This is a genomic window from Streptomyces cyanogenus, from assembly GCF_017526105.1.
In the GTDB taxonomy this organism is placed as follows: Bacteria; Actinomycetota; Actinomycetes; order Streptomycetales; family Streptomycetaceae; genus Streptomyces; species Streptomyces cyanogenus.
In genome coordinates, this window is the sequence record NZ_CP071839.1 from 7,671,107 (window position 1) to 7,694,627 (window position 23,521).

General features: G+C 70.8%; 17 protein-coding genes and 2 pseudogenes. 11 read left to right on the forward strand and 8 right to left on the reverse strand.

Annotated features, from left to right (window positions below; translation table 11 throughout):
• Positions 1 to 55: 55 nt before the first annotated feature.
• Positions 56 to 544, forward strand: a complete 489-nt coding sequence (locus S1361_RS34230) for a DUF6083 domain-containing protein (RefSeq protein WP_208035721.1) — start codon at positions 56 to 58, stop codon at positions 542 to 544.
• Positions 545 to 923: 379 nt separating this feature from the next.
• Here S1361_RS34230 and S1361_RS34235 read toward each other — a convergent pair whose 3' ends face one another.
• The gene (locus S1361_RS34235; protein ID WP_208035722.1) at positions 924 to 1,499 is read right to left on the reverse strand and encodes a PadR family transcriptional regulator; all 576 of its coding nucleotides are present in this window, start codon (positions 1,497 to 1,499) and stop codon (positions 924 to 926) included.
• Between the two features lie 144 nt (positions 1,500 to 1,643).
• On the opposite strand from S1361_RS34235, the gene S1361_RS34240 reads away from it, so the two are divergent.
• Entirely contained in the window at positions 1,644 to 2,036 is a 393-nt protein-coding gene (locus tag S1361_RS34240; RefSeq protein WP_208035723.1) for a nuclear transport factor 2 family protein, read from the forward strand.
• 102 nt (positions 2,037 to 2,138) lie between these two features.
• On the opposite strand, the gene S1361_RS34245 is transcribed toward S1361_RS34240, so the two are convergent.
• On the reverse strand, positions 2,139 to 6,299 hold the full coding sequence (locus S1361_RS34245; protein WP_208035724.1) for a beta-galactosidase: 4,161 nt from the start codon (positions 6,297 to 6,299) through the stop codon (positions 2,139 to 2,141).
• 287 nt (positions 6,300 to 6,586) lie between these two features.
• On the opposite strand from S1361_RS34245, the gene S1361_RS34250 reads away from it, so the two are divergent.
• The 3 genes from S1361_RS34250 to S1361_RS34260 all read left to right on the forward strand — a co-directional run bounded on the left by S1361_RS34250 (position 6,587) and on the right by S1361_RS34260 (position 10,065).
• Positions 6,587 to 7,006, forward strand: coding sequence for a CBS domain-containing protein (locus S1361_RS34250; protein WP_208035725.1), 420 nt, complete (start codon positions 6,587 to 6,589; stop codon positions 7,004 to 7,006).
• Positions 7,007 to 7,079: 73 nt separating this feature from the next.
• Complete coding sequence (locus S1361_RS34255) at positions 7,080 to 9,200, forward strand: SpoIIE family protein phosphatase (RefSeq protein WP_208035726.1); 2,121 nt, start codon at positions 7,080 to 7,082, stop codon at positions 9,198 to 9,200.
• 127 nt (positions 9,201 to 9,327) lie between these two features.
• Positions 9,328 to 10,065, forward strand: coding sequence for a flavodoxin family protein (locus tag S1361_RS34260; protein ID WP_208035727.1), 738 nt, complete (start codon positions 9,328 to 9,330; stop codon positions 10,063 to 10,065).
• A 76-nt stretch (positions 10,066 to 10,141) separates the two neighbouring features.
• Here S1361_RS34260 and katG read toward each other — a convergent pair whose 3' ends face one another.
• Complete coding sequence (katG, locus tag S1361_RS34265; protein ID WP_208035728.1) at positions 10,142 to 12,334, reverse strand: catalase/peroxidase HPI; 2,193 nt, start codon at positions 12,332 to 12,334, stop codon at positions 10,142 to 10,144.
• A gap of 346 nt (positions 12,335 to 12,680) precedes the next feature.
• On the opposite strand from katG, the gene S1361_RS34270 reads away from it, so the two are divergent.
• From S1361_RS34270 to S1361_RS34285, 4 genes are read left to right on the forward strand one after another with little or no spacing between them, the layout of a single operon-like run.
• Positions 12,681 to 13,052, forward strand: coding sequence for a hypothetical protein (locus tag S1361_RS34270; protein ID WP_208035729.1), 372 nt, complete (start codon positions 12,681 to 12,683; stop codon positions 13,050 to 13,052).
• An 11-nt stretch (positions 13,053 to 13,063) separates the two neighbouring features.
• Positions 13,064 to 14,647: a peptidoglycan-binding protein gene (locus tag S1361_RS34275; protein WP_208035730.1), complete on the forward strand. Its 1,584-nt coding sequence runs from the start codon at positions 13,064 to 13,066 to the stop codon at positions 14,645 to 14,647.
• The gene (locus tag S1361_RS39945) at positions 14,619 to 15,137 is read left to right on the forward strand and encodes a protease inhibitor I42 family protein (protein ID WP_208035731.1); all 519 of its coding nucleotides are present in this window, start codon (positions 14,619 to 14,621) and stop codon (positions 15,135 to 15,137) included. The genes S1361_RS34275 and S1361_RS39945 overlap by 29 nt, the downstream gene beginning before the upstream one ends.
• A gap of 46 nt (positions 15,138 to 15,183) precedes the next feature.
• Positions 15,184 to 15,594 (forward strand): hypothetical protein, encoded by a 411-nt coding sequence (locus S1361_RS34285; protein ID WP_208035732.1) that lies wholly within the window; start codon positions 15,184 to 15,186, stop codon positions 15,592 to 15,594.
• A gap of 56 nt (positions 15,595 to 15,650) precedes the next feature.
• Here the strand turns inward: S1361_RS34285 and S1361_RS34290 are convergent, their stop codons facing one another.
• Together S1361_RS34290 and S1361_RS34295 are read right to left on the reverse strand one after the other, a co-directional pair.
• Positions 15,651 to 16,448, reverse strand: a complete 798-nt coding sequence (locus S1361_RS34290; protein ID WP_208035733.1) for an SDR family oxidoreductase — start codon at positions 16,446 to 16,448, stop codon at positions 15,651 to 15,653.
• A 513-nt stretch (positions 16,449 to 16,961) separates the two neighbouring features.
• Positions 16,962 to 17,351, reverse strand: a complete 390-nt coding sequence (locus S1361_RS34295) for an STAS domain-containing protein (protein WP_208035734.1) — start codon at positions 17,349 to 17,351, stop codon at positions 16,962 to 16,964.
• A 171-nt stretch (positions 17,352 to 17,522) separates the two neighbouring features.
• Between S1361_RS34295 and S1361_RS34300 the strand changes: the two genes are divergently transcribed.
• The gene (locus S1361_RS34300; protein ID WP_208035735.1) at positions 17,523 to 17,963 is read left to right on the forward strand and encodes a pyridoxamine 5'-phosphate oxidase family protein; all 441 of its coding nucleotides are present in this window, start codon (positions 17,523 to 17,525) and stop codon (positions 17,961 to 17,963) included.
• A gap of 85 nt (positions 17,964 to 18,048) precedes the next feature.
• On the opposite strand, the pseudogene S1361_RS34305 reads toward S1361_RS34300, so the two are convergent.
• Positions 18,049 to 18,474 (reverse strand): annotated as a pseudogene (locus S1361_RS34305) (iron-containing alcohol dehydrogenase); the annotation flags it as partial.
• A 254-nt stretch (positions 18,475 to 18,728) separates the two neighbouring features.
• Between S1361_RS34305 and S1361_RS40445 the strand changes: the two are divergent.
• A pseudogene (locus tag S1361_RS40445) lies at positions 18,729 to 18,980 on the forward strand (MFS transporter); the annotation flags it as partial.
• A gap of 97 nt (positions 18,981 to 19,077) precedes the next feature.
• On the opposite strand, the gene S1361_RS34315 reads toward S1361_RS40445, so the two are convergent.
• Together S1361_RS34315 and S1361_RS34320 are read right to left on the reverse strand one after the other, a co-directional pair.
• The gene (locus S1361_RS34315) at positions 19,078 to 20,217 is read right to left on the reverse strand and encodes an ABC transporter substrate-binding protein (protein ID WP_425087747.1); all 1,140 of its coding nucleotides are present in this window, start codon (positions 20,215 to 20,217) and stop codon (positions 19,078 to 19,080) included.
• Positions 20,218 to 20,508: 291 nt separating this feature from the next.
• Entirely contained in the window at positions 20,509 to 23,286 is a 2,778-nt protein-coding gene (locus S1361_RS34320; protein WP_208036897.1) for a SpoIIE family protein phosphatase/ATP-binding protein, read from the reverse strand.
• Between the last annotated feature and the right edge of the window lie 235 nt (positions 23,287 to 23,521).

Genomic DNA, 23,521 nt, shown 5'->3' on the forward strand with positions numbered 1-23,521 from the left:
TGCGCCCGGATTGCGCCCTTCCCGCAGTCCCGGGGCGGGCCGCACGCTCGACGGCATGGGGGACACCGACCACATCATCCCGTTACCCGGACCCGGCCCGGACGGTTCCCGGCAGCCGCCCGCCGGCACGCTCGCGCCCTGGGAGACCGCCGACCGCGCCCAGGCCGCCCTCGACGGCGCCACCGGCCCCGAGCCGCCCCGGCCGCCGGTCTGCCCGCACTGCGGCCTCACCGGCGACCGCCGCCCCACGTACACCGGACAGCACGTCCTCCTCGAACCCCGCCTCACCGTTCCCGCCCACCTCGTGCCCGGCGGTCACCGCTGGCACCTCGACGGCAATGGCACCGCCTGGAACGGCGGCCTGGACGAACCCCTGCCCGGGGCGACGTGCCGGATCCCGCACCAACTGGCCTGCCCGGGCCTCACGCTGGACGAGATCCAGCCGTGGCGGTGGCTGACGGCGGTCAGGGAGTACAACGCGCTGGCGGCGCGGCACAGGGCCGACGGGGCCGACTCGCCCGGGACGTTGCCGGACGCCGGATGACACGGCCGACCGGCCCCGCACGGGGCCGGCGTCAAGGGCGCCGCCGCGGTCGTACGGCGCCTGACCTACGGCGTCTCCGCCGACGAAGTGCTGTGCAGCTTTGGCCCCCGCTGGTCCGCCGCCCCGGGAGTGGCGGACCAGCGCCACTGAAGGCGCCTTCGCGGGGTAACCGGAACCTACGCGCCCGACACCCCCCGACGGAAGAGCCGCGAGTGTGGCCCAGGTCATACCGGCCGGGCCGGACTACGGAACGGAATCCGCTGACCTGGGGAAACGACAGGCGTGCACCCATCGTGTCCGCCACATTTCCTCGGGTGACCGCCGATCCGTCCGGCCGCGCCCGGCGTGCGTCGCCCCCCGCCCGCAGCCGCCAAGGCTCCTAGCCCTCGGCCCGCAGCACCGCCCCCCGCTGGTCCAGCCGGCGGAGTGCCATGTCCCCCCAGTGGAGGTTCTCCCGCTCGAAGGACATGCCGCGCAGCAGGGTGAGGTACGGGCCGATGCGCTCGGCCTCCGCGAAGTACGCCTCCTCCGAGCGCCCGTCCAGCAGGCGCTGCCGGATCCGCTCGTAACGGGCCAGCTTGGCGGTGGCCCATTCCATGCGCTCGGCGACCGCCGCCCGCACCGCCGCCATGTCGCCGGCGTCCGCGCACTGCACCTTGACCAGCAGTTCGTCCCGGATCACGGCGGGCCTGCCCGGAGGCTCGGCCGTGTAGGCGCGTACGGCCTCCCGGCCGGCGTCCGTCAGGGAGAACAGCCGTTTGTTGGGGCGGCGTTCCTGCTCCACGACGCGGGCGGCGACCAGTCCCTCGGCCTCCATGCGCTCCAGCTCCCGGTAGAGCTGCTGGGGTGTCGACATCCAGAAGTTGGCGACCGTCGCGTCGAACGCCTTCGCGAGGTCGTACCCGGACGCCTCGCCCTCCAGCAGCGCGGCCATCACCGCGTTCCGCAAAGCCATGGCGTCACGCTAACAGCACTGCGACTACTCAACGAAGTGACCGTGAGTCCCTCCTTCTCCTGAGGTCGCCCCATGGACAGGGCAAGGGCGGCCCTCTAGTCTCCACCCCACATACTCAATTTGTTGACTATGCGAGGTGGGCGCATGCATCCCTTCCGCAAGGCCGTCGAGAGCGGTGACATGGACGCCGTGGCCGCCCTGCTGGCCGACGACGTCGTCTTCACCAGCCCGGTCGCCTTCAAGCCGTACCCGGGCAAGGCGATCACCGCGGCGATCCTGCGCGCCGTGTCCCGCGTCTTCGAGGACTTCACCTACGTCCGCGAGATCGCCAACCCCGACGGCCGCGACCACGCGTTCGTCTTCACCGCCACCGTCGCCGGCAAGAAGCTCCAGGGCTGCGACTTCCTGCACTTCGACGAGAACGGCAGGATCGACGAGTTCACGGTGATGGTGCGCCCGCTCTCCGCCGCCCAGGCGCTGGCCGAGGCCATGGGCGCCCAGTTCGACCGGATCGCCCGGGAGGCCGCCGGGCAGTGACCCGACGACCGCCGGCCGTCCGGGTCATCCGGGGCGGGGGCTGAGGACGCCTGCGGCAGGAGATCCAGGACCCACCGTCGCAGGCGTCCGTCAGCCGCCCGTCTAGTCGCACGTCAGCGTCGGCACGGCCCAGTCGCCGTGGTCGTTGCCGTTGCCGTCGCCCGCGTCGCCGACCTTGAGGCCGATCACCTGGGCACCGCTGACGTCCACGTCGATCGGCACCGCGGCCTGCTTGCCGCGGATCGTCGGTGTGGTCACCAAGGTCCTGCCGTCGGCGACCACGGAGAAGGTCACCGACCCCGCACCGCGTGTCTCGTCGTCGACACCGACGTCCGCCGTCAGCCGGGAGCACTTTCCGGCGACGTAGATCTCGACGTCGCTGACCGCGTTGGTGCCCAGCCCCTTGGCGTGACCGGCCCCGGCGATGCTGATCGGCCGCCCGTCCCCGGCCGCCTGCTCGCCGACGCTGGTGTCCCGCTCGACCGGCCCCCACCCGTTGGTGGAGGACAGGAACGGCAGGGCGCTCACCGCGCTCTTCCCGGCCGGCGGAGCCGGCGGGATCCCGCCGACGATGCGCTCGTCACCACCGGAGGCATGCCGTCCGTTCTGCCGGTAGCGCACGGTGGCGGTGAGCGCCGAGGCGGAGGGCAGCTCCCCGGCCGGCGGCTGCACCTTCCAGGTGAAGGCGGCCGATCCGCCGGGTCGCAGGCGTTTGACCGACGTGGAGCCCGTGGCGGTCGCGCGCCAGCCGTCGGGCGCGGAGAGCGAGGCCGTCAGGTCCGAGGCGGACGGTCTGTCCTTCGGCACCCGCACCGTCGCCTCGGCCGTGAAGGCCTGTCCCGGCTGAGCGGTGTCCGGCACGTCCAGGGTCACATCCGCTCCCGGGCGCTTCGGCATCGCGTACTCCCGGTGGTCGTAGCGCGGGCTGTCGTTCTGCGCGACGCGCAGGGACGAGGCGTAGCTGCCGTAGTCGGTGAGGGAGACCTTGCCGAGCCCGCCGGTGCTGCCGTCCAGGTTCCACACGGCGACGGCGATGCTGTTCCGGCCGTTCGGGTCGAGGATCCCGTCGGGAACCGGGAAGGTGTGCTGCGGGCCGAGGTAGTTGACGTAGTTGCCGACCTGCCAGCCGTTCACGAAGATCGTGGCGCGGTACCTGCGTGACGGGTCGTCGGTGAACGTCAGCCCGAGCGAGGTGTCCTGGCCGTGCGGCAGGTCCAGGGTGACGTCGGTGCGGTACCAGGAGACCCCGGGCCGGGTGTCGTTCGCCGGCAGGGACACCTTCTTCCAGTCGCCGTCCGGGTAGCCCGGCAGGGACCAGCCGGCCCGCTCGCCGTACAGGCCGCCCGTGGAGAGCGGGCCGCGCACCGGGTCCTGCAGGTCCTCGCCGCCCCGTACGCCCTGCAGCCGCCAGGTGACGGCGGTCAGCGGGGCCCCGATAAGGGAGGCACTGGTCAGGCCGCGCGCGGCCTTGTTCCCGTTCGTCGAGTTGTAGTCCTCCTCGTGCCCCATGTTGACGGTGAGCACGGAGACGACGTTGTCCCCCTTCGGCTTCACCGCTCCGGCCGGGAAGGCGAAGTCGGCACTGCCTGTGGTGGAGCTGCCGAGAAAAGTGCCGTTGAGCCAGGCGGAGAACGCCTGCGCGTCTCCGCCGGAGTCCGAGACCAGGTGGATGCCGGTCTCCTTGCCGCTCGCGCGGAAGCGGCCGCGGTACCACGTGTTGCCGGTGTGGAAGCCGTAGTCGTCCGCGTAGAGCACCGGCGGCGCGTTGACGCCGGAGACGCTGTTGGTGGTCGTCCGGTCGGCCACCTGCCAGCCGGAGTCGTCGAATCCGGGGGCCGCTTCGGGGGACTCCTCGGCGTGCTTCCAGTCGGTCAGCGCCGGCAGCTGGACCGGGGCGGCCACCGGGATCGCCCCGGTGAGGCTGCCCGTGCCGGTGGCCCGGGTGTCCACTGCCCTGCCGTTCCAGGTGACGCGGTCCGCGGAGGTGAACACCTCGATGTTCGTGTCGTCGGCGTTGTCGCCGGTCAGAGCCACGGTGTGGCCGCCGTCCAGACCGGTCGCCGACCGCAGCAGGTGGGTGCCGCGCACGAGTACCGGGCCGGTCGCCGTGTCCTGACGCCAGAAGGTCTCCGCCGTGGCCTTGTCGCCGACGAGCAGCAGCAGCGGGCGCTGTCCGCCGCCGCTGAGGCCGATGCGGGTCAGGCCCTTGTGCGTGTAGTTCAGGCGCAGGTCACCGGTGGCCTCGTCCCAGGTGGTCGTGACCGTGCCGCCGCTGGTGGTCACGGTGGGCCGGGAGGAGTAGCGCAGCACGGTCTCGCCGTCGCTGCCGGGGTTGCCGTAGAGCACGGCGACGTCCCGGTCGCCGATGTGCGCGTGGGTCGCGATCTCCGACGTCGAGTACTGCAACTGCGAGTCCCCGAGCCGGTAGTTCGCCACGATCACGTGCGAGTCACGCCCGTCGAGCGTGATCGCGGTACCCGGCTGCTGCGGCACCACCGGGTAGGTCGGCGTCGCGGTGGCGGCCGCCGGCACGTCGATGGCGTCGATGGACACGTAGTTGTCCGTGGACCCGGAGGCGTGGTTGCCGTTGACGACGATCCTCAGCGTGTGCGCCCCGGGCGTCAGGCCGGTCCTCTGGAAGACCACCGCCTGGTTCTCGCCGCCGGAGTCGTCGACCGTCGCCTCCTTGGTGCCGTCGAGGTAGACGTCGGCGTAGCCGTGGTTGCCGGTCCTGGAGCCGATCCAGCGGATGGCGGTGCCGTCGAAGGGGACGGTGACCGAGTCGCCGGCCTTGTCGGAGAACGACTCGGTGTGCTTGTAGTCGCCGTCGGTGTAGCTCTGGTCGGCCACGTGCGACCACGAACCGGTGTACTGCACCGCGGAGTCGGGATCGTCCCAGGTGTACGTGGTGTCCGCGGACGGCCGGGCGGCGAAGTCCAGCGAGACGTGGGTCCTGTCGACCGCCGTGGACGTGGAGTTGCCGTGCCGCAGCACGTGGAACTGCGTCCCGGTGTCGGGGTTCATCCGGGCGGTGTCGACGACCGCCGGGTCGTCCGGCGGGGTGGCCCTGATCGCCTCGGTCTTGGTCAGCGGGGCGACCGACTGTGTGAAGTACCCGATCAGCTTGTCCTCGTAGTACTTCGGATCGAGCTGCCGGTTCTCGCGGATCGCGGCCCCGTAGTCGTACGACGTGTAGTTCTGCGGCATGCCCAGCCAGCCCCAGTTGGTGCCGCCGTAGGTCATGTAGAAGCTCTGCGCGGTGGCGCCCACGGCTATGTTCTGCTTGTAGAACACGTTGGCGAACCGGTCGTTGATCAACTGGGCGCACTTGTCGTAGCCGGGCCCGCCCCAGGGGTCGAAGGCGCCGCCCTGGAACTCCGGCGAGTACAGCGGCTTGCCGGCCGGGTGGTCGTAGCCGATGTCGGGTACGCCGTTCCACTTCGCGGGGTTCGAGCAGTTGAAGCCCTGCGGGTAGGAGTCCGGTCCGTCGACGTCCAGGGCGCCCGTACCGGAGTTGAAGGTGCCGTTGTTGTTTCCGGTCAGCGGTACGGTGATGCCGTCGGCGCGGGCCTTGTCCTCCAGGTGCTTCATGTAGGAGTGGCCGGCGGCCGAGCCGTTGTAGTACTCGTTCTCGACCTGGTAGGCGATGACCGAACCGGTGCCGTTGGTCAGCTGGTGGCGGGCGATGATCCGGTCGATCCGGGTCAGCCACTCGTCGGCGTTCTCCAGGAACCGCGGGTCGTCACTGCGGTTGCGCCCGGCCTTGGTGGTCATCCAGGCGGGCAGGCCGCCGCTGTCGACCTCCGCGTTGATGTACGGCGCCGGGCGCGCGATCACGTAGAGCCCGGCCTGCTCGGCCATGTCGAGCACCTTGTCGGCGTCCCGCACGCCGCTGAAGTCGTACACACCCGGCTTGGGCGAGTGGTATCCCCAGTCGAAGTACAGCGAGGTGCTGTTGAACCCGGCGGCCTTCATCTTCTGGAAGATGTCGCGCCACAGGTCCGGACTCGGGAGCCGGAAGTAGTGGAACTCGCCGGACCACAGGTAGGTGCGCTTGCCGTCGACGAGGAACGAGTACCCGTCGAGACTCACCGTGTGCGCCCCCGCACCGGCGGCGAGGGTCCGCGCGCCGGCGTCCCGCGCCGCGGCGGGTGCGGTCATGCCCGCGGCCAGGGCGATGGTCGCGGCCGTCGCGAGGACCGGACTCCGCCACCGACGGCGACCGGGTCTCGCAGCTTCTGAACCGATCCGATTACTCCGCACTGCGGCCTCCATACCGCCTGAGCGATCAGTATCAAACAGACTCAGGCAAAGCCGAACAGTAAAGCCGCGCAAGGAGCAACACAATGGGGCGGTAGGACACGGTGGTTGACGGAGGGAAGGCCGGACCGACGACTTCCTCGCCCTTGGAAGCGCCGTGATGCGGACCGCGGCCGGCGGACCGCGGCCGCTCGCGGACGACGCCACCCCGGCGGGAGTAGATGACCCGGACGCAGAGGGGTACCCGGGTGCCGGCAGAAACCGTTGCACCGTGGGAAGGGAGCCCTGCCATGGCCCAGCACGTACGCGACATCATGACCAGCGATCTCGTGACCGTCGAGCCCCAGGCGTCGGCGGCCGCCGCGGCCCGGCTGATGCGTGACGAGGACGTCGGCGCCGTCCTGGTGACGGAGAACGGTCACCTGCGGTGCCTGGTGAGCGACCGGGACCTGGTGGTGCGGGTCTTCGCTGAGGGCGCGGACCCGGAGCAGACGACCGTGATCCAGGCGGGCAGCGAGGACCTGGTCACCGTCGGCCCGGACGACAGTCTGGACCGGGCCCTCGGCCTGATGCGCGAGCACGCCGTCCGGCGCCTCCCGGTCGTCGAGGGAGACCGGCCCGTGGGCATCGTCTCCCTGGGCGACATGGCGATCGAACGCGGCGAGGACACGGCTCTGGGGGACATCAGCGCGGCCAGGCCGAACACGTAGGCCCAGACCTGCGCGCCGGATCCCGAGGTCTTCCCCAGCCTGGGGTCCCCCCCGGCGATGCTGGAGGTGCCTGGTGACCAGTACGGGCGATCCGGCCACCGACACCGCGGAGCTGGACGCCGTCTTCGCGGAGACGGTGCGCCGGACGGGCGCGACCATCGGCGCCCTGTACCTGCTCGCACCGGACGAGCGGATGCTGCGGCTGGAGGCGCTGTGCGGAGTGGGGGCCGGGATGGCCGCTCCGTGGGAGACGGTGTCGCTGGCCGCGCCGGCCCCGCTGACGGACGCGGTCCGGCACGACCGCCTGGTCTGGGTGGGCAGCCAGGAGGAGATGGCCCGGTCGTATCCGCGGACCGCGATGGTGCTTCCCTACCCGTTGGCGCTGGTCGCCGCGCCCGTGACCGGCCTCAGGCGGTGGGGCGGCCTGCTGCTGATGTGGCCGGCCACCCGCCCCCCGTACATGACCGGGCGGGAACGCGCCAACATCGCGTCCAGCTGCCGGCGGGTGGCCCGGGCGCTGGAGGAGGCCGCCGACCGCGGGCCTCCCCTCGGGGCCGGCGGCAGGGCCCGCGTCGTCCCCGCCGGAACCGGCCGCCCGTCCACCAGCCCGGAAACGGCCGTCGCCGACTTCGTCGAGCGATTGCCCGGCGGCAGCTGCGCCCTGGACCTGGAGGGGCGCTTCACGTTCCTGAGTGCCGGCGCCTGCGAGCTGCTCGGCGTCGACGCCGGCCGACTGCTCGGCACCCTGCCGTGGCAGTCCCTGCGCTGGCTGGACGACCCCACGTACGAGGACCGCTACCGTGCCGCGGTGATCAGCCGGGCGCCGGTGGCCTTCACCGCGTGCCGCCCGCCGGACCAGTGGCTCGAATTCCACCTGTACCCGGACGACAGCGGCATCAGCGTCCGCATCGTCAGCACCAGCGAGGAGCCCCCGCCCGCACCGGCCCACCGGTCCGCGGGCGCTGCCGCACCCACCCGCGCCGGCCGGCTCTACCAGCTCACCCACCTGGCCGCCACGCTCTCCGAGGTCGTGGGCGTCCAGGACGTGATCGACCTGGTCGCCGACCAGATCATGCCCGCGTTCGGCGCCCAGGGACTGGTGCTGTCGGCCGCCGAGGGCGGCCGGCTGCGGATCACCGGTCACAGCGGCTACTCCAGCGAGACCATCGAGCGCCTCGACGGCCTGCCCCTCGACACCCGCCTCACCCCGGCGGGGCGCGCCCTGAGCACCGGCATCCCGGCGTTCTTCGCCGACCGGGAGGAGATGCGGCGCACCTACCCGGAGGCGCTGCAGATCAGCAGCGCCCACGCCTGGGCCTTCCTGCCGCTGGTCATCTCCGGCCGGCCGGTCGGCTGCTGCGTCCTGTCGTACGACCACCCCCACGAGTTCCCGGCCGAGGAACGAGCCGTCATGACGTCGCTCGCCGGGCTCATCGCCCAGGCCCTCGACCGCGCCCGGCTGTACGACACCAAACACGAGATCGCCCGCGGCCTGCAGGCGGCGCTGCTCCCACGCACCCTGCCCGAGGTCGGCGGCCTGACGGTCGCCGCCCGCTACATGCCCGCCACCCGCGGGATGGAGATCGGCGGAGACTTCTACGACCTGGTGCGCCTCGGCGACACCGCCGCCGCGGCCGTCATCGGCGACGTACAGGGCCACAACGTGGCCGCCGCCGCTCTCATGGGCCAGGTCCGTACCGCGGTCCGCGCCCACGCGGCACTCGGCACGCCCCCCGGCCAGGTCCTCGCCGGAACGAACCGGCTCCTCGCCGACTTCGGCCCCGACCTGTTCACCAGCTGCCTCTACGCCCGCCTCGACTTCTCCCGCCGGAGCATCACCCTGGCCAGCGCCGGCCACCCGCCACCCCTGCTGCGCCTCCCCGGCGGCGACACCCGGCCCGTCGTCGTCCCACCCGGACCACTCCTGGGGATCCTCCCCGACGCCGTGTTCCCCGTGACCGAGATCGCGCTCGTGCCGGGGATGATCCTCGCCTTCTACACCGACGGTCTGGTCGAGCGGCCCGGAGTCGACCTGGACGACTCCATCACCGCCCTCGCCCGGCACCTCGCACGCGCCGACGACCGGGACCTGGACCTGCTCATCGACGACCTCGTCAGCGAAGCGGACACGACCGGGCAGCGCGCGGACGACATCGCGCTCCTCCTGCTGCAGCACCGTGCCGGCGCACGGTGAGCCCGACCTCGCCGGGGCCATCCGGAGGCATCGCGGTGGCGCCCGCCAGGACGCGCCCACACGCTGGATCGGGATGCGAACGTCCGCACCGCGCCCTGCGCGGCAAGCAAGGTTCTGGGAGGAACGAGTGACCGCTTCGTCGCCCGCCACCGACGCACCGCCGGCCCGTTACGACGACCTGCGGGCCCTGGTGATCAACTGCACGCTCAAGCGCTCGCCGGAGACGAGCAACACCCAGGGGCTGATCGACCGCAGCACCGCCATCCTGGGCGCGCAGGGAGTGCAGACCGACGTCGTACGGGCGGTGGACCACGACATCGCCACCGGTGTGTGGCCCGACATGCGGGAGCACGGCTGGGACAGGGACGCCTGGCCGGACCTGTACCGGCAGGTCCTGGCGGCCGACATCCTCGTCCTGGCCGGACCCATCTGGCTCGGTGACAACAGCTCCGTGATGAAGCAGGTGATCGAGCGTCTCTACTCCTGCTCCAGCCTGCTCAACGAAGCGGGACAGTACGCCTATTACGGCCGCGTGGGCGGCTGCCTGATCACCGGCAACGAGGACGGCGTCAAGCACTGCGCCATGAACGTCCTCTACAGCCTGCAGCACCTGGGCTACACGATCCCTCCCCAGGCGGACGCCGGCTGGATCGGCGAGGCGGGCCCCGGCCCCTCCTATCTGGACCCGGGCTCGGGCGGCCCGGAGAACGACTTCACCAACCGCAACACCACCTTCATGACCTGGAACCTGCTGCATCTGGCGCGGGCGCTGAAGGACCTGGGCGGCATCCCCGCCTACGGGAACCAGCGCACGGCCTGGGACGCGGGCTGCCGCCACGACTACGAGAACCCGGAACACCGATAGAGACGCAAGCGGTACCGGGACCGGTGCACTGCGCCACGTCCCGGCCGGCCGAGGTGGGCCGACCGGGACGCCGGGCTCAGGCGAGGTCGAACCGGTCGAGGTTCATCACCTTGTTCCACGCTGCCACGAAGTCACGTACGAACTTCTCTCCCGCGTCCTGGGACGCGTAGACCTCCGACACCGCTCGGAGCTGGGAGTGCGCACCGAAGATCAGGTCGACAGCGGTGGCGGTCCACTTGACCTCGCCGGTGGCGCGGTCCCGGCCTTCGAACACGTTCTCGTCCGTGGTCGACGCCTTCCACTCCGTGCCCATGTCGAGCAGGTTGAGGAAGAAGTCGTTGGTCAGCATGCCCGGCCGGTGGGTGAAGACACCGTGGGCGGACCCCTTGAAACCGGTGTTCAGGGCCCGCATGCCGCCGATCAGCACCGTCATCTCCGGAGCGGTCAGCGTCAGCAGGTTGGCGCGGTCCAGCATGAGCGTCTCCGGCGACAGCTTCTCGCCCGCCGGAAGGTGGTTGCGGAAGGCGTCCGCCTTGGGCTCCAGCACGGCGAACGACGCCACGTCGGTCTGCTCCTGCGAGGCGTCCGTACGCCCCGGTGCGAACGGCACCGTGACGTCGTACCCCGCGTTCCTCGCGGCCTGCTCGACGGCCGCGCACCCGCCGAGGACGATCAGGTCGGCGAGGGAGACCCGCGTGCCGCCGGCCTGGGAGTCGTTGAAGTCCCTCTGGATCCGCTCAAGGGTGCGCAGCACCCCGGTCACCTCGGGGACGTCGTTGAGCTCCCAGTCCTTCTGCGGCGCGAGCCGGATCCGTGCCCCGTTCGCCCCGCCGCGCTTGTCGGTGCCCCGGAAGCTCGCCGCCGACGCCCACGCGGTGGTGACCAGGTGGGAGAGGGAGAGGCCGGAGGCGAGGATCCGGCTCTTGAGGGCGGCGATGTCCTCGTCCCCGACCAGTTCGTGATCGACCGCGGGAACGGGGTCCTGCCACAGCTGCGGCTCGGGAACCCACGGGCCGAGGTAACGCGAGAGCGGCCCCATGTCACGGTGCAGCAGTTTGTACCACGCCTTGGCGAAGGCCAGCGCCAGCTCGTCGGGGTTCTCGTGGAACCTCTTCGTGATCGGGCCGTAGACCGGGTCCACCTTCAGCGCGAGGTCCGTCGTCAGCATCATGGGGGCGTGCCGCTTCGACGGATCGTGGGCGTCGGGCACGGTGTCCCGGGCCGCGGGATCCGTGGGAGTCCACTGGTGGGCGCCGGCGGGGCTGCTCGTCAGCTCCCACTCGTACCCGTAGAGATTGTCCAGGTACCCGTTGTCCCACTTGGTCGGCTCGGTGGTCCACGCGCCCTCCAGACCACTGGTGAGCGCGTGGGGGCCCGTGCCGCTGCCGTAGGTGTTCCGCCAGCCGAGACCCTGCTGCTCGATGGCGGCGGCCTCGGGTTCCGGGCCGATGTAACTGGGATCGACCGCGCCATGACACTTGCCGAAGGTGTGGCCGCCGACGATGAGTGCGACCGTCTCCTCGTCGTTCATCGCCATGCGCCCGAACGTCTCCCGTACGTCCCGGGCGGCAGCCATCGGGTCGGGGTTTCCGTTGGGCCCCTCCGGATTGACGTAGATCAGTCCCATCTGCACGGCGGCGAAAGGACCGGCGAGGTTCCTGTCGCCGCTGTAGCGCTCATCTCCGAGCCATGTGTCCTCAGGCCCCCAGAAGATCTCCTCGGGTTCCCAGATGTCCTCACGCCCGAATCCGAATCCGAACGTCTTGAACCCCATGGATTCCATGGCACAGTTTCCGGCGAAGACCAGAAGATCGGCCCAGGAGATTTTCCGGCCGTACTTCTGTTTGACCGGCCACAGCAGCCGGCGGGCCTTGTCCAGGCTGGCGTTGTCCGGCCAGCTGTTGAGGGGGGCGAAACGCTGTGCGCCGCTGCCGCCACCGCCGCGGCCGTCCGCGATGCGGTACGTCCCCGCGGCATGCCAGCTCATCCGGATGAAGAGCGGACCGTAGTGACCGTAGTCGGCAGGCCACCAGTCCTGGGATGCCGTCATCACCTCGAAGACGTCATGCTTCAGTGCGTCGACGTCGAGGGTGGCGAACTCTTTCGCGTAGTCGAAGTCCTCGTCCATCGGGTTGGCTCGGGGCGAGTGCTGATGGAGAACCTGGAGGTCCAGTTGATTCGGCCACCAGTCCCGGTTCGTCCTGGGCCGCCGAGTGGGAGTGGGCGTCGGTGAAGGGATTGCTGGATTCTCGCTTTCACTGCCGGACATGCCCGTCCTTCTTCCTGTCTCGGTGATCTGTGCCGCGTCCGTATGGTCGCGCACAGCAGGCCACACCTCTATGAAACACGCAGAGCAATCCGCATGACAGACGTGAAGGAAAAGGGCGGCCTTTCTTCACACGGGCCGATTTCCGGCGCCGGCCGAATCGAATAGGACAGCCCCCCGGCCGGCAACGAGCGGTGGCCGGTCGCCGGGGCCCGGACGAGTGCCCGGACGTGCCGTGGAGCGCGTGCTGTGGAGGAGGTGTGTGGGGCCGATGGCGTGTGATCCTCCGTGTTCACGCTGCGTGTTAGCCTGCCCGCGATCACGATCGAATGTGTACGGGGGAGGCACGGTGGGCTCGGAGGGCTACCAGGTCAGGGCGGGTATGACCGGCCAGGCCGGGCAACTCGACGCTGCCGGAACGGACATGGACGCCGTCAGCTCGGCCGTCAGGTCCCGCACGAGTTACTCGTACGGCGAAGTCGGCGGCGAGGACGCCGCGTCGGCGCTGAACGCGTTCGTCAAGGCCTGGGAGGCGGAGGCCAAGACACTGGCGTCGGCGTTGCACGAGCTCGGCGGCAAGGTGCAGTTGGCCAAGAAGACCTACCACGGCACCGACGGTCTGGTGAAGACGCACGTGGACGGCGTCCCCGTCGGCGGCACGAGCAGCCTCACCGACACATCGACGCGAGGCGGGCGCCCCTCGGCCCTGTCGGGTTACTGAGGAACGGGCCGGTGTCCTTCTTCTCCTCTCCCCTCGACTCCCCTTCCTTCCGCCTCGCGTGGCTCGCCGGGCTGTCCGAGAAGATGCTCGCCGCCGGGAGCAAGAACGAGCTCCTCGACCTGATCGACGACGCCCTCTCGGTGCCCGAACCGGGCGGTGACCAGGCCGTGCTGGAGGGCCTGGCGAGCCTGTACCGCAGCCAGGTCGACCAGGTCGGCAGCGTCTTCGACCAGGTCGACCGGGTGGGCCGCAAGGGTCTTCCCGAGGTGTGGGTCGGCGACACCAGCGTCCTCGCCTCCGACGTGGTGAACGCCGCCGGGCGGTCGGTGACGCAGATGAGCGAGGCGTTCCAGGGCTGCGCGTCGGTGCTGCTGACGCTGGCCGACGCGATCGGCGCCGCGCAGCGCAAGGACGAGCAGGGCCGCGGACAGCTGCTGGAGCAGAAGAAGACGCTCGGCGGCAAGGACGGTTTCTTCGACGACCTGCACGAGAACGACGAGGAGGAGTGGGACCGCAAGAACGCCGCCCACTTCGGCTCCTACGCGGTCGGCCTGATGCACGCCGCCGTCTCCGACGCGCAGGAGGCCACCCGCGTCGCGGCCCGGGACCTGAACAAGTGGGCCGCCGAGGCCCGGGCCGGGAAGATGGAGACCAGCGAACTCACCGCTGTCGACAAGCTGATGCTCGCCGACACCGGCGTGGCCGGCGCCGACACCGAGCTGAACGAGATCCTCACGGCCGGCGACCTGACGCGCGCGTCGGCACGGATGGACCTGCTGAGCCTCGACGACGAGATGGCCATGGAGCGGATGCTCGCCACGTCGGACAGCCCGCAGGAGCGGGCCTACCTGATGAAGGCCCTGGCCGCCGGCCACAGCGTCGCCGAGATCGGCACCTTCCAGAACAAGATCCACGGCAAGGACCCGGACTGGCTGCGCCGGCACCTCACTCCGGTGGTCACCGGCGCGGACAGCATGAAGGACGAGGGCCTGGCACCGGACGGCTCGAACAACAACAAGGACTACGTCACGTTCGACGGCCAGCGCTGGATCCAGGGCGGCGACGGCTCCGAGGGCACCTGCGTGGCCTCGTCCACCGTCACGTCCCGCGCCATGGTCGACCCCGTGTACGCGCTCGATCTCACCGGCGGCCCCGACGGGCAGCAGGACGACCCCGAGGCCTTCAAGCAGCGCCTGGTGGCCGAACAGCACCGGCTGCACACCGAAGGCGACGGCGGCAAGAACTGGGGCGGCATGGGGCCCGAGGGCCAGGAACGGATCAACGACACCCTCGTCGGCAGCGCCACCGGCACCGACTACGAGCGCCAGGACCTGAACAGCGCCGCCGACCGCAGGGCGGTCCTCACCGAAGTCGAGAAGTCGGTGGCGCAGGGGCGGCCGGTGCCGGTCGACGTCTCGGGCAAGGAGGGCGCCCACGCCATGACCATCATCGCCCAGGAGGGTGACATGCTTCAGGTCTACAACCCCTGGGGCTCGACCACCTGGGTCAGCGAGGACGACTTCATCAACGGCCACATGGGCAAGGCTTCCACCAGTGATCTCCCCAATGCGTACAGCGTCTATCTTCCGCGGTAGCAGGGGCGGTGCCGCGGTCGCGGCGGTCGCGCTCCTCGCTCTCGCCACGGGCTGCGGCTCGGGCACCGACGAACCGGCCGGCGGCTCCCCGAGCACCGTGAGCCACCCGGTGAAGGACACGAGCATCGATTCCAGGCCGGGCGAGCGATTCACGCTCACCGTCGACCAGAACGTCTCCACCCGCGAGTACTGGTACCTGGTCGACCCCAAGCCCGACAGCTCGGTGCTGGTCAGCCGCGGCCAGGAGTACGCGTCGGACTCCGGCGACGAGCCGGTGCCCGGCGCCGGCGGCCGGCTCACCTTCACCTTCGAGGCGAAGGGCAAGGGGACCACCCGGTTCACGCTGCTGCACTGCACGTTCACCACCTGCCAGGGCAACACCTCCACCCGGCCCCCCGAGACGACCGGACCCTCCGCCACTCCCACCACGGGAGCGACCGCCCCCGCCCAGGCCCCCGAGCGCATCACCTACACCGTCACCGTCGACTGAGCCGCAACGGACCAGTCGGACGAGGCGAGACATCCGAGGCCCCGCCATGAACCACGCCCCGCACCCGCCGGACCGCACGGACGACGAGCTGGCGCGGCTCGACATCACCGTCCTGCTGCGGTACGGCCTCACCGCCGAGCCCGGCGCCCGGCGCACCGCCCTGTTCGGTGACGGCGCCGCGGCCGCGGCCGTCATCCTCGACCGCCTCGGCACCGAGCCCCGCTCGGTCGCCTTCCTCGCCGACACCGTGCGCGCCGGCGGACTCGCCCGCGCCGCGGAGCTGCCCGAGCCCCTGCCTCGCAGGGAGGCGGCCGTCCTCGTACGGGAATGGCTGCGGGCCGGCACCGAACTCGCGGGCGGGATCGCCGCCGACGACGCCGCGGCCACCTGGCTGCACGCCGTCGCGACCATCATCGAACTCAGGCAGCTGACCCGGGGGCGGGGCCGGAGTACGTGATCGGCGGAGCCGATCCGGGTACGGCGGCGGGGGCGGGGCCACGGGACGGCGCTTCGTCACTCAAGGCCGCCGTTGCTCCGGAGAAGCTGGGCGTTGATCCATCCGCCCTCTGCTGAGCAGAGAAACGAGACGAGGTTCGCGCAGTCCTGCGGCACACCGAGGCGGCCCAGGGGAGTGGAGCGGATCAGGTCCGCCTTCTGTTCCTCGGTCATCCACCCGGTGTCGGTCGGTCCGGGATTGACCGCGTTGCAGGTCACTCCCCGGTGGGCCAGCTCACGGGCGGCAGCCAGCGTGATCCGGTCCATCGCCCCCTTGCTTGCTCCGTAGGGCAGGTTGCCGACGGTGTGGTCGCTGGTCAGGCTGACGATCCGCCCGCTGCCGTGCTGCCCGCGGAACCGCAGTCCGTACTCCCGGATCAGCAGCCAGGTTGCCCGCGCGTTGACCGCGAAGTGCAGGTCGAAGCTCTCCACCGTGGTGTCCAGCAAGCCGGAGTCGACCGACTCGCAGTGGCAGAGCACCAGCGCGGTGACGTTCCCCAGCGCACGCTCGACGCTGTCGAAGAGCTGAGCCGGCACAGCCGGATCGCTCAGATCCGCCTCGGCCGCAAGCGTTCTCGCCCCAAGCGAGGCCACCTTCCTCCGCAACTCTTCGGGCGCACCCGGCTCCACGCCCCACCGCATCCGTGCGTCATAAGGGGTCCAGTACGTGAAGGCCACGTCCCAGCCGGTCCGGGCCAGCTCCAGCACCACGGACGCCGCGATCCCCGCCGAGCGTCCCGCCCCCGTGACCAAGGCAAGCGGGCGCTCGGCCTCTCCCACGTCCCGCCGACTCCCCGCGCCCGTCCCACCAGCCATGCTCCTCATCCTGGCGGGCCGCCCTCCACACGGCACCCGATTTTCCCGAGACCACCACGCGGCAGTATGGAGAGGAGGGCATGGAATCCGCTCAGTCGCAACCCTCCGGAAGCCATGAAATCCTTCGACTCGCAAATCCGCCAGAGGGCACAGAATTGTGCAGTCCGCACATCCGGAAGAGGGCATACAGTCCCTTCGAATGCAACAGTATTGGCGGGAAACTCCTCGCTTGACGGCGTCTTGTGGTTATCACCCATACGGCCAGGACCACCCAGGCCTCGACGACGTCGCCGTGCCGCCGCAGGGGGTTGTTCCGCCATCGCCAAAGCGGCTTCTTCGCCAACCGGTTCCCGTTCATGAGCCTGCCTCTCCACTTCGTCGCATCGCCCACGAATGTGACAGCCGGAAGCGGGCCGCGGCATGGGCCGACCAGGCAGCCGGGGAGGGGCTTTCGGACCTGCTGGCCCCTGCCCGGTGGGCCGTTGGACCCGGCCCCTGGCTAGGCATCCCCGGTCAGCCGCCCGCGGGGCAGAGCGCCTTCCCGGGTGCCGCCGAAACGGCTTCGGGCAGTCGGTCGCAGATCTCGAAGGCGTCGCCGAGCCCCACCGCGTTCATGATGCGCAGAAGCCGCAAGCTGCCGGACACGAGGCGCAGCCGGCCGCCTCGTTCCCGCACCCGGCTCCGCGCACGGCACAGCAGCCCCAGTCCGGCGCAGTCGATGAAGGACACGGCGCGCAGGTCCACCACGAGGTCCGGGCGGGCACAGGCCGTCAGGTCGTCCAGGCACGACATCACGGACGGTGCCGTGAGTATGTCGATCTCGCCGTACAGCTCGACGACGCTCGTGCCACCGACAGCGCGTACGCGGTGGGTGCCTCCGGGCCTGATGAGGGTTTCGACCATGATCAGAGCAAACCCGGGCCCGGGGCCCGTCCGGAAGGGCCGTTCGGCCCCCAGTGCACGGTTCGCTTCCGTGGGCCACTCTCCGGCAGGGACGGGACGGCCGGCACTCACCGGTGGCGGCTGCCGGGTCCAGCATGGACAGGACCCGAGCACACGAGGGAGGGCCGGCTCATGTACCCCAACGACGGTTTCCGCGAACTCGGTCGCGACGAGTGCCTGCGTCTCCTGGCGACAGCGCCCGTGGGCCGAGTCGTCCACACGCGGCAGGCCCTGCCCGCCGTGGTGCCCGTCACCTTCGGTCTGGACACCGACGGGGCGGTGCTGCTGCGCACGTCGGCCGCGTCCGAGCTGGCCCGCGCGGTCGACGGTGCGGTCGTCGCCTTCGAGGCGGACGCCATCGACGTGGCGAGGCAGGCCGGCTGGAGTGTCGTCGTCACCGGCCACGCGGAGATCGTGACCGACCGGGCCGAACGGGGACGCCTCGAGCGGATGGTCCCGGGATCCTGGGCGCCGTCACCCGACGAGGCCTTCGTCCGTGTCGCCGCCGAACTGGTCACCGGGCGTGAACTCGTGGGCGGCCGGACCCTGTACGGCGTGCCCCTGCCGGCCTGACACCCGTGCACGCCCCTCCCCGCCGGGACCGAACGTCCCTGCATCCGTGGGGCTGGACGGCGGGGAGAGGGGCTCCCGCCGGCCCTGCCACGCTGGGGGTCAGCGCGTAGTCGGCGAGCGAGTACTTCTTGCCGGTGGCCGGGTCGGAGATGACGGCGAAGGGGGTGACCTCGCCTCCGGTGCCGGAGGTGGTGGGAATGCACACCAGGCGTGCGCGGGCGCCGAGCGGCGGGAAACGGAAGGCGCGCTTGCGGATGTCGGAGAACTTCTGCCGCATGTCGGCGAAGTCGACGTCCGGGTGCTCGTACAGCAGCCACATCACCTTGGCCGCGTCCATCGGCGAGCCGCCGCCGAGCGCGATGATCGTGTCGGGGCGGAAGTCACGCATGAGCCGGGCGCCCCGCTGGACGGAGTCGATGCTCGGCTCGGGCTGGACGTTGTCGATGATCTGCAGCGTCACAGGCTCGTCGCGGCGCTGCAGGACGCGGCTGACACGGTCGACGAAGCCGACGAGGCCGGCGAACCAGGCCGGCTCGGCGCACCCGTCTGCCGGAAGGAGGCCGGTCACCTGAACCGGCGGACAGGCCGTCCGCCCAACCGTCTTCAGGCCCGCGCCGACTCCGCACGACCCAGGAGCCCGGCGTGCCGAGAGGTGCCGCATCGGCACGCAGTGTGCGGTTGGCAGGCCGCGGTTCCGGCCCGGCACCCCGGGGCCGCACCCCTGCGAACACGAAGGGACGGACGACGATGCTGCGGGGGCCCGGCCTGGGCGCGATCGCGTTCCTCGCCCTGGGCGCCGCGCTCGGCGCGGGCAGCGGTGCCGCGTTCGCCCTGCTGCTCGCCCCGGCGAACAAGGTCGGCTCGGTCACCGGCGTCACCGGCGGCTTGGGCGGCTTCGTTCCGCCCCTGGTCATGGGCTCGTTGTACGGCGCCTACGACTCGTACGCCGTCGGTCTGGCGGCGGTGGCCGCCGCAGCCCTCGCCTTCACCGGCACCGGCGTCCGCCACGCGCTGACCGGCGCGCCCCGGCGCGGGCCCGCTGAGCAGAACGACGGCGCGGCGCAGCCCACGACAGCCGTCGCGCGCCTGCGGGTAACCGGCACCGTCGAGACATCTAGCCGGCGACGGCCTTCGACCAGCCCTGGGTGACCGTCTCCCTGGCCTTCTCCAGTTGCGCGTCCGTCGGGAACCGCGGTGTTCCCTCGACCGTCGGCAGCCGTGCAGCGGCGGCCTTGTCGAGGGTGCCGTCCTGCCTCATGGCGTCCATGAGCACCGGGCGGGCGTAGGCGGGCAGGCGGAGGTTCTGGCCCTCTGGGCTGAACAGGTACTCCTCCCAGAGGCGGGCAGCCGCCGGGTGCGGGGCGTTCTTGTTGACCGCCAGCGCGAAATACTGGGCGAAGCTGCCGTCGAATGGGATCGCAACCTGCCAGTCCACGCCCTTGTGGCGGAGCCGGTCGGCGTAGTGCAGGTTGTTGTAGTCCCAGTTGATACTGATGGGGGTCCGGCCGTCCTCGACCGTTGCCGTGTTGGAATTGAGGGGGTTGAAATTGCCGATCCTCTTGAGTTCGGCGAAGAAGTCGAGGCCGGGCTGAACGTCCTCGAACGACCCCTTGTTCGCCAGCGCGGCCGCGTAGACGCTGTCGAAGGCGGTGGCCGAGCGGGTCGGATCGCCCACGAGCGCGACCTTACCCTTGTAATCGGGTTCAAGAAGATCGGCGAAGGTCTCCGGACAGCGCTTGACCCGGTTGGCGTCGCAGCCGATGGAGATGTAGCCGCCGTAGTTGTTGTACCAGCGGGCCCTCGCGTCCTTCTGATTGACGGGGATCGAGTCGTACGCGGCGACCCGGTACGGCGCGAGCAGGTTCTGTTCCGCCGCCTGCCGCGCAAACGTATCGCCCACGTCGATCACGTCGGGCGCTGTGGGCCTGCTCCCTCTGTTCCTCACGGTGTCGATCTCGTCCTGGCTGTGGCCCCGCGGATCGTCGACCGTGACCTTGATCCCGTAGTGCTTCTCGAAGCCGTCGATCAGGCCGCCGTAGTTGGCCCAGTCACGGGGCAGCGCGATCGCTCTGAGCGTGCCCTCCTTTTTCGCCGCGGCGATCAGTGCGTGCATGCCGCCCACGTTCTCGGCGGACGTGGCCACTGATGGCTTCACGACTCTGGCGGTCGGTTTGTTCTCGCAAGCGCTCAGGCCCAGTGCCACGAGAGCGAAGCATCCGAAGAGCGCTGCGGCTCGGGCACACGGTGTAGTCACGACTGCTCCCGGGCGTGGGGGATGAGGTGGTCACCTCGACCGGTTGTCGGCAGCACCACGGGTCCGGAATCGGCGGGCCTCTCGCTGTGCCACCCGGCCTGGAAGCACAGCGCCGACGAAGTGGTCGTCGAGGCCAGAGTACGGCCGCCTCGACGGCGGAATGTCGCACGGAAGCCTGCGGTCAGCGTCTTTCGCCGGCTGAACGCGTCTTCCCTGCACCCTGAGCCCAGGCGCACCCATGCCGGCACGCGGCGTGCGCGAGGGGAGAGGGGATGGACGTACACGCTCACCTCACAGTGCCGTATCGTCCCATTGATCGAGCAGCGTCTCGCCGAGTCCCTCCGCTTCCGGCGTGCCGCCGTTGTGCAGGGACCGTTCGGCCCAGATGACCTTGCCGGTGGACGTGTAGCGGGTTCCCCAGCGTTCGGCGAACCGGGCGACCAGGAAGAGGCCGCGGCCGCCTTCGTCGGTGACCTTCGCCCGGCGCAGCCGCGGCGAGGTGCTGCTGCCGTCGGAGACCTCGAAGATCAGTGCGCCCGCGGCGGGGCTGCTGGTCGGCACCGTGCGGAGCAGCCGGACGGCGATGGGCTCGGCGCCGTAACGGATGGCGTTGGTGATCAGCTCGCTGAGGATGAGTTCGGCGGTGAAGCCGACCTGCTCCAGCCCCCACTCCGTCAGCCGACGGGTACAGGCGGCGCGCACCGGAGCCACCGCTGCCGGGTCACGGGGCACGTTCCACTCGGCGATCTGCTCCGGTCCGAACCGGCGGGTGCGGGCCACCAGCAGCGCGATGTCGTCCCCGGGCCGGTCGGACAACATGGCCTCCATCACCGCCGCGCAGGTGGCCTCCGGCGTGCGACCCGGCCCTGTCAGGGCATTGCGCAGGGCCTCCAGACCGGCGTCCAGGTCTCGGGTGCGGTCCTCGATCAGTCCGTCGGTGTAGAGCACCAGCCGGGAACCCTCGGCCACGGTCAGCTCGGCGGTCTCGACAGGAAGGCCGGCTCCGAGTCCCAGTGGCGGGGAGATGGGCAGCACGGGGAAGTCGACGGCCCCGTCGGGCCGGACCACCGCCAGTCCCGGATGGCCGGCGGTGGCGACAGCCAGCCGCCCGGAGGTGGGGTCGTAGACGGCGTACTGGCAGGTGGCCCCGGTGATCATCCCCTGCCCGTCCTCCCCGGCGGTGACCTCCTCGGCGTCGATCTGCGCCACCAGTTCATCCATCCGGCCCAGCAACTCCTCCACGGGCATGTCCAGGCTGGCGAAGTTGTGCACGGCGGTGCGCAGCCGGCCCATGGTCGCCGCGGCGTGCAGACCGTGGCCCACGACGTCGCCTACGACCAGTGCCACCCGGGTACCGGACAACGGGATGACGTCGAACCAGTCCCCGCCCACCCCGGACCGGGCGGGCAGGTAGCGGTAGGCCACGTCAAGGGCGAACTGATCAGGCAGCGCGCGTGGCAGCAGGCTGTGCTGCAGGGTGACGGCCATGGCGTGTTCGCGGGTGTATCGGCGGGCGTTGTCGATGCCCACCGCTGCCCGGGCGGCCAACTCCTCGGCGAAGGACACGTCCTCACCCTCGAACGACGGGGAGCCCTTTGCGCGCCAGAAGCACACCACTCCGAGCACCACGCCGCGGGCGCGCAAGGGAGCCACGAGCAGCGAGTGGATGCCGTGATCGAGGATCCGCCGGGCACGTTCGGGTTGCTGGGCCCGCCAGCCGTCGGAGCCGCTCAGCTCCCTGACCAGCACCGGTCGGCCCTCGGCCATCGCCGTGGAGATGGGGTGGGCCGGGACGAACCGGATCAGCTCGCGGACGGGGTGGAGGGGAAGGTCTGCGTCGAGACCGGCGATGGCGGTGCGGCGCAATTCGGTGATCCCGGCGGTTGCACCGGAGGACTCCTCGCCGCGCAGCACCGGGTCCAGCAGTTCGACGGTGGCGAGGTCGGCGAACCGGGGCACCACAACCTCGGCCAGTTCCTCGGCTGTGCGCTTCACATCGAGCGTGGTGCCGATCCTCAGCCCGGCGTCGTAGAGCAGCTTCAACCGTTCGCGCGCCACCTCCGCCCGGCCGGAGAGCACCCGCAGTTCGGTGGTGTCCCGGAGGGTCACCACGCTGCCGACCGGCCCGTGAGGCGCGGTGAGCCGCTTGCTGACCGCGAGCAGCCGATCGGCCGCCTGGTACACCTCGTCGGTGGCGGGGCGGTCGGAGGACAGTAGCCCGGCGAGGTCCTCATCGAGTCCCAGATCGGTGATGTGTCGCCGCTCCGCGTCCGCCGGCAGGCCCAGAAGCCGTCGTGCCTCGTCGTTGGCCAGCAGCAGCCGGCCGTCACCGCCGACGATCAGCACCCCTTCCCGTACTGCGTGCAGCACCGCGTCGTGGTGCTCGTACATCCGGGTCATCTCGGTCGGACCCAGGCCGTGGGTCTGCCGCCGCAATCGTCGGCTCACCATGCCGGATCCGCCTGCGGCGACGACAAGGGCTGTGGCGGCGCCGCCGAAGAGGACCGGCAGTTGCCGGTTCACCCTGTGCTGCACCGTCTCGACCGTGACGGGCACGGAGACGATGGCGACGACCGAGCCGTCGGGACCCCTGACGGGAACCGCCGAGACCACGGAGAGCCCCAGTGAGCCCTTGAACGTGCTGGTGAAGGGCCTGCCGGTCGCCGCCGCCGCATAAGGCCCGATGACGCGTTTCCCGATCTGGTGCGGGTCACTGTGGGCGAGGGTGATTCCGTTCAGCCCGTACACGATGATGGCGTCGACGCCCGTTGCCTTCCGGGCCGCCTCGGCGTGCGGCTGCAGCACCGTGCTCGGGTGCGCGCTGTTCAGTGCCGCAACGATCCCCGGCGAGTTCGCGAAGGTCTGCGCAGCGGTGAGCGTCCGGTTGCGCGCGTCCGTCATGACATCGCGTCGGGCCTGCACCACGAGCGCCACCAGGGCGGCGGCGACGAGCAGAATCACGACCACCAGCTGGAACAGGAACACCTGGCCGGCGAGGCTGTGCACGCTCAACAGCGAGCCCGACCGCCATGCCCCTCCCCTCTGCCGGGGCCGACCGAGCCGATGCATCCGCAGGGATGCATCAGGCACGTCATGCCCGGATTGACCCGAAGCATCGCTCATACACCCTTTTTATCGTTTCTGGGTGGCCGAACACGAAGCGACTGCGGCGGACCGGTCCGCGCGGAGGCGGCGACGGGTGTCGATGGCGTCCGCCACCAGCGCCGACGGCCGGCCGTTGGGTGCGGAGGCGTGGACGGGATTCGGGGGGCGCGGGGGCTTGGCCAGTAGCTAAGCGACTGCT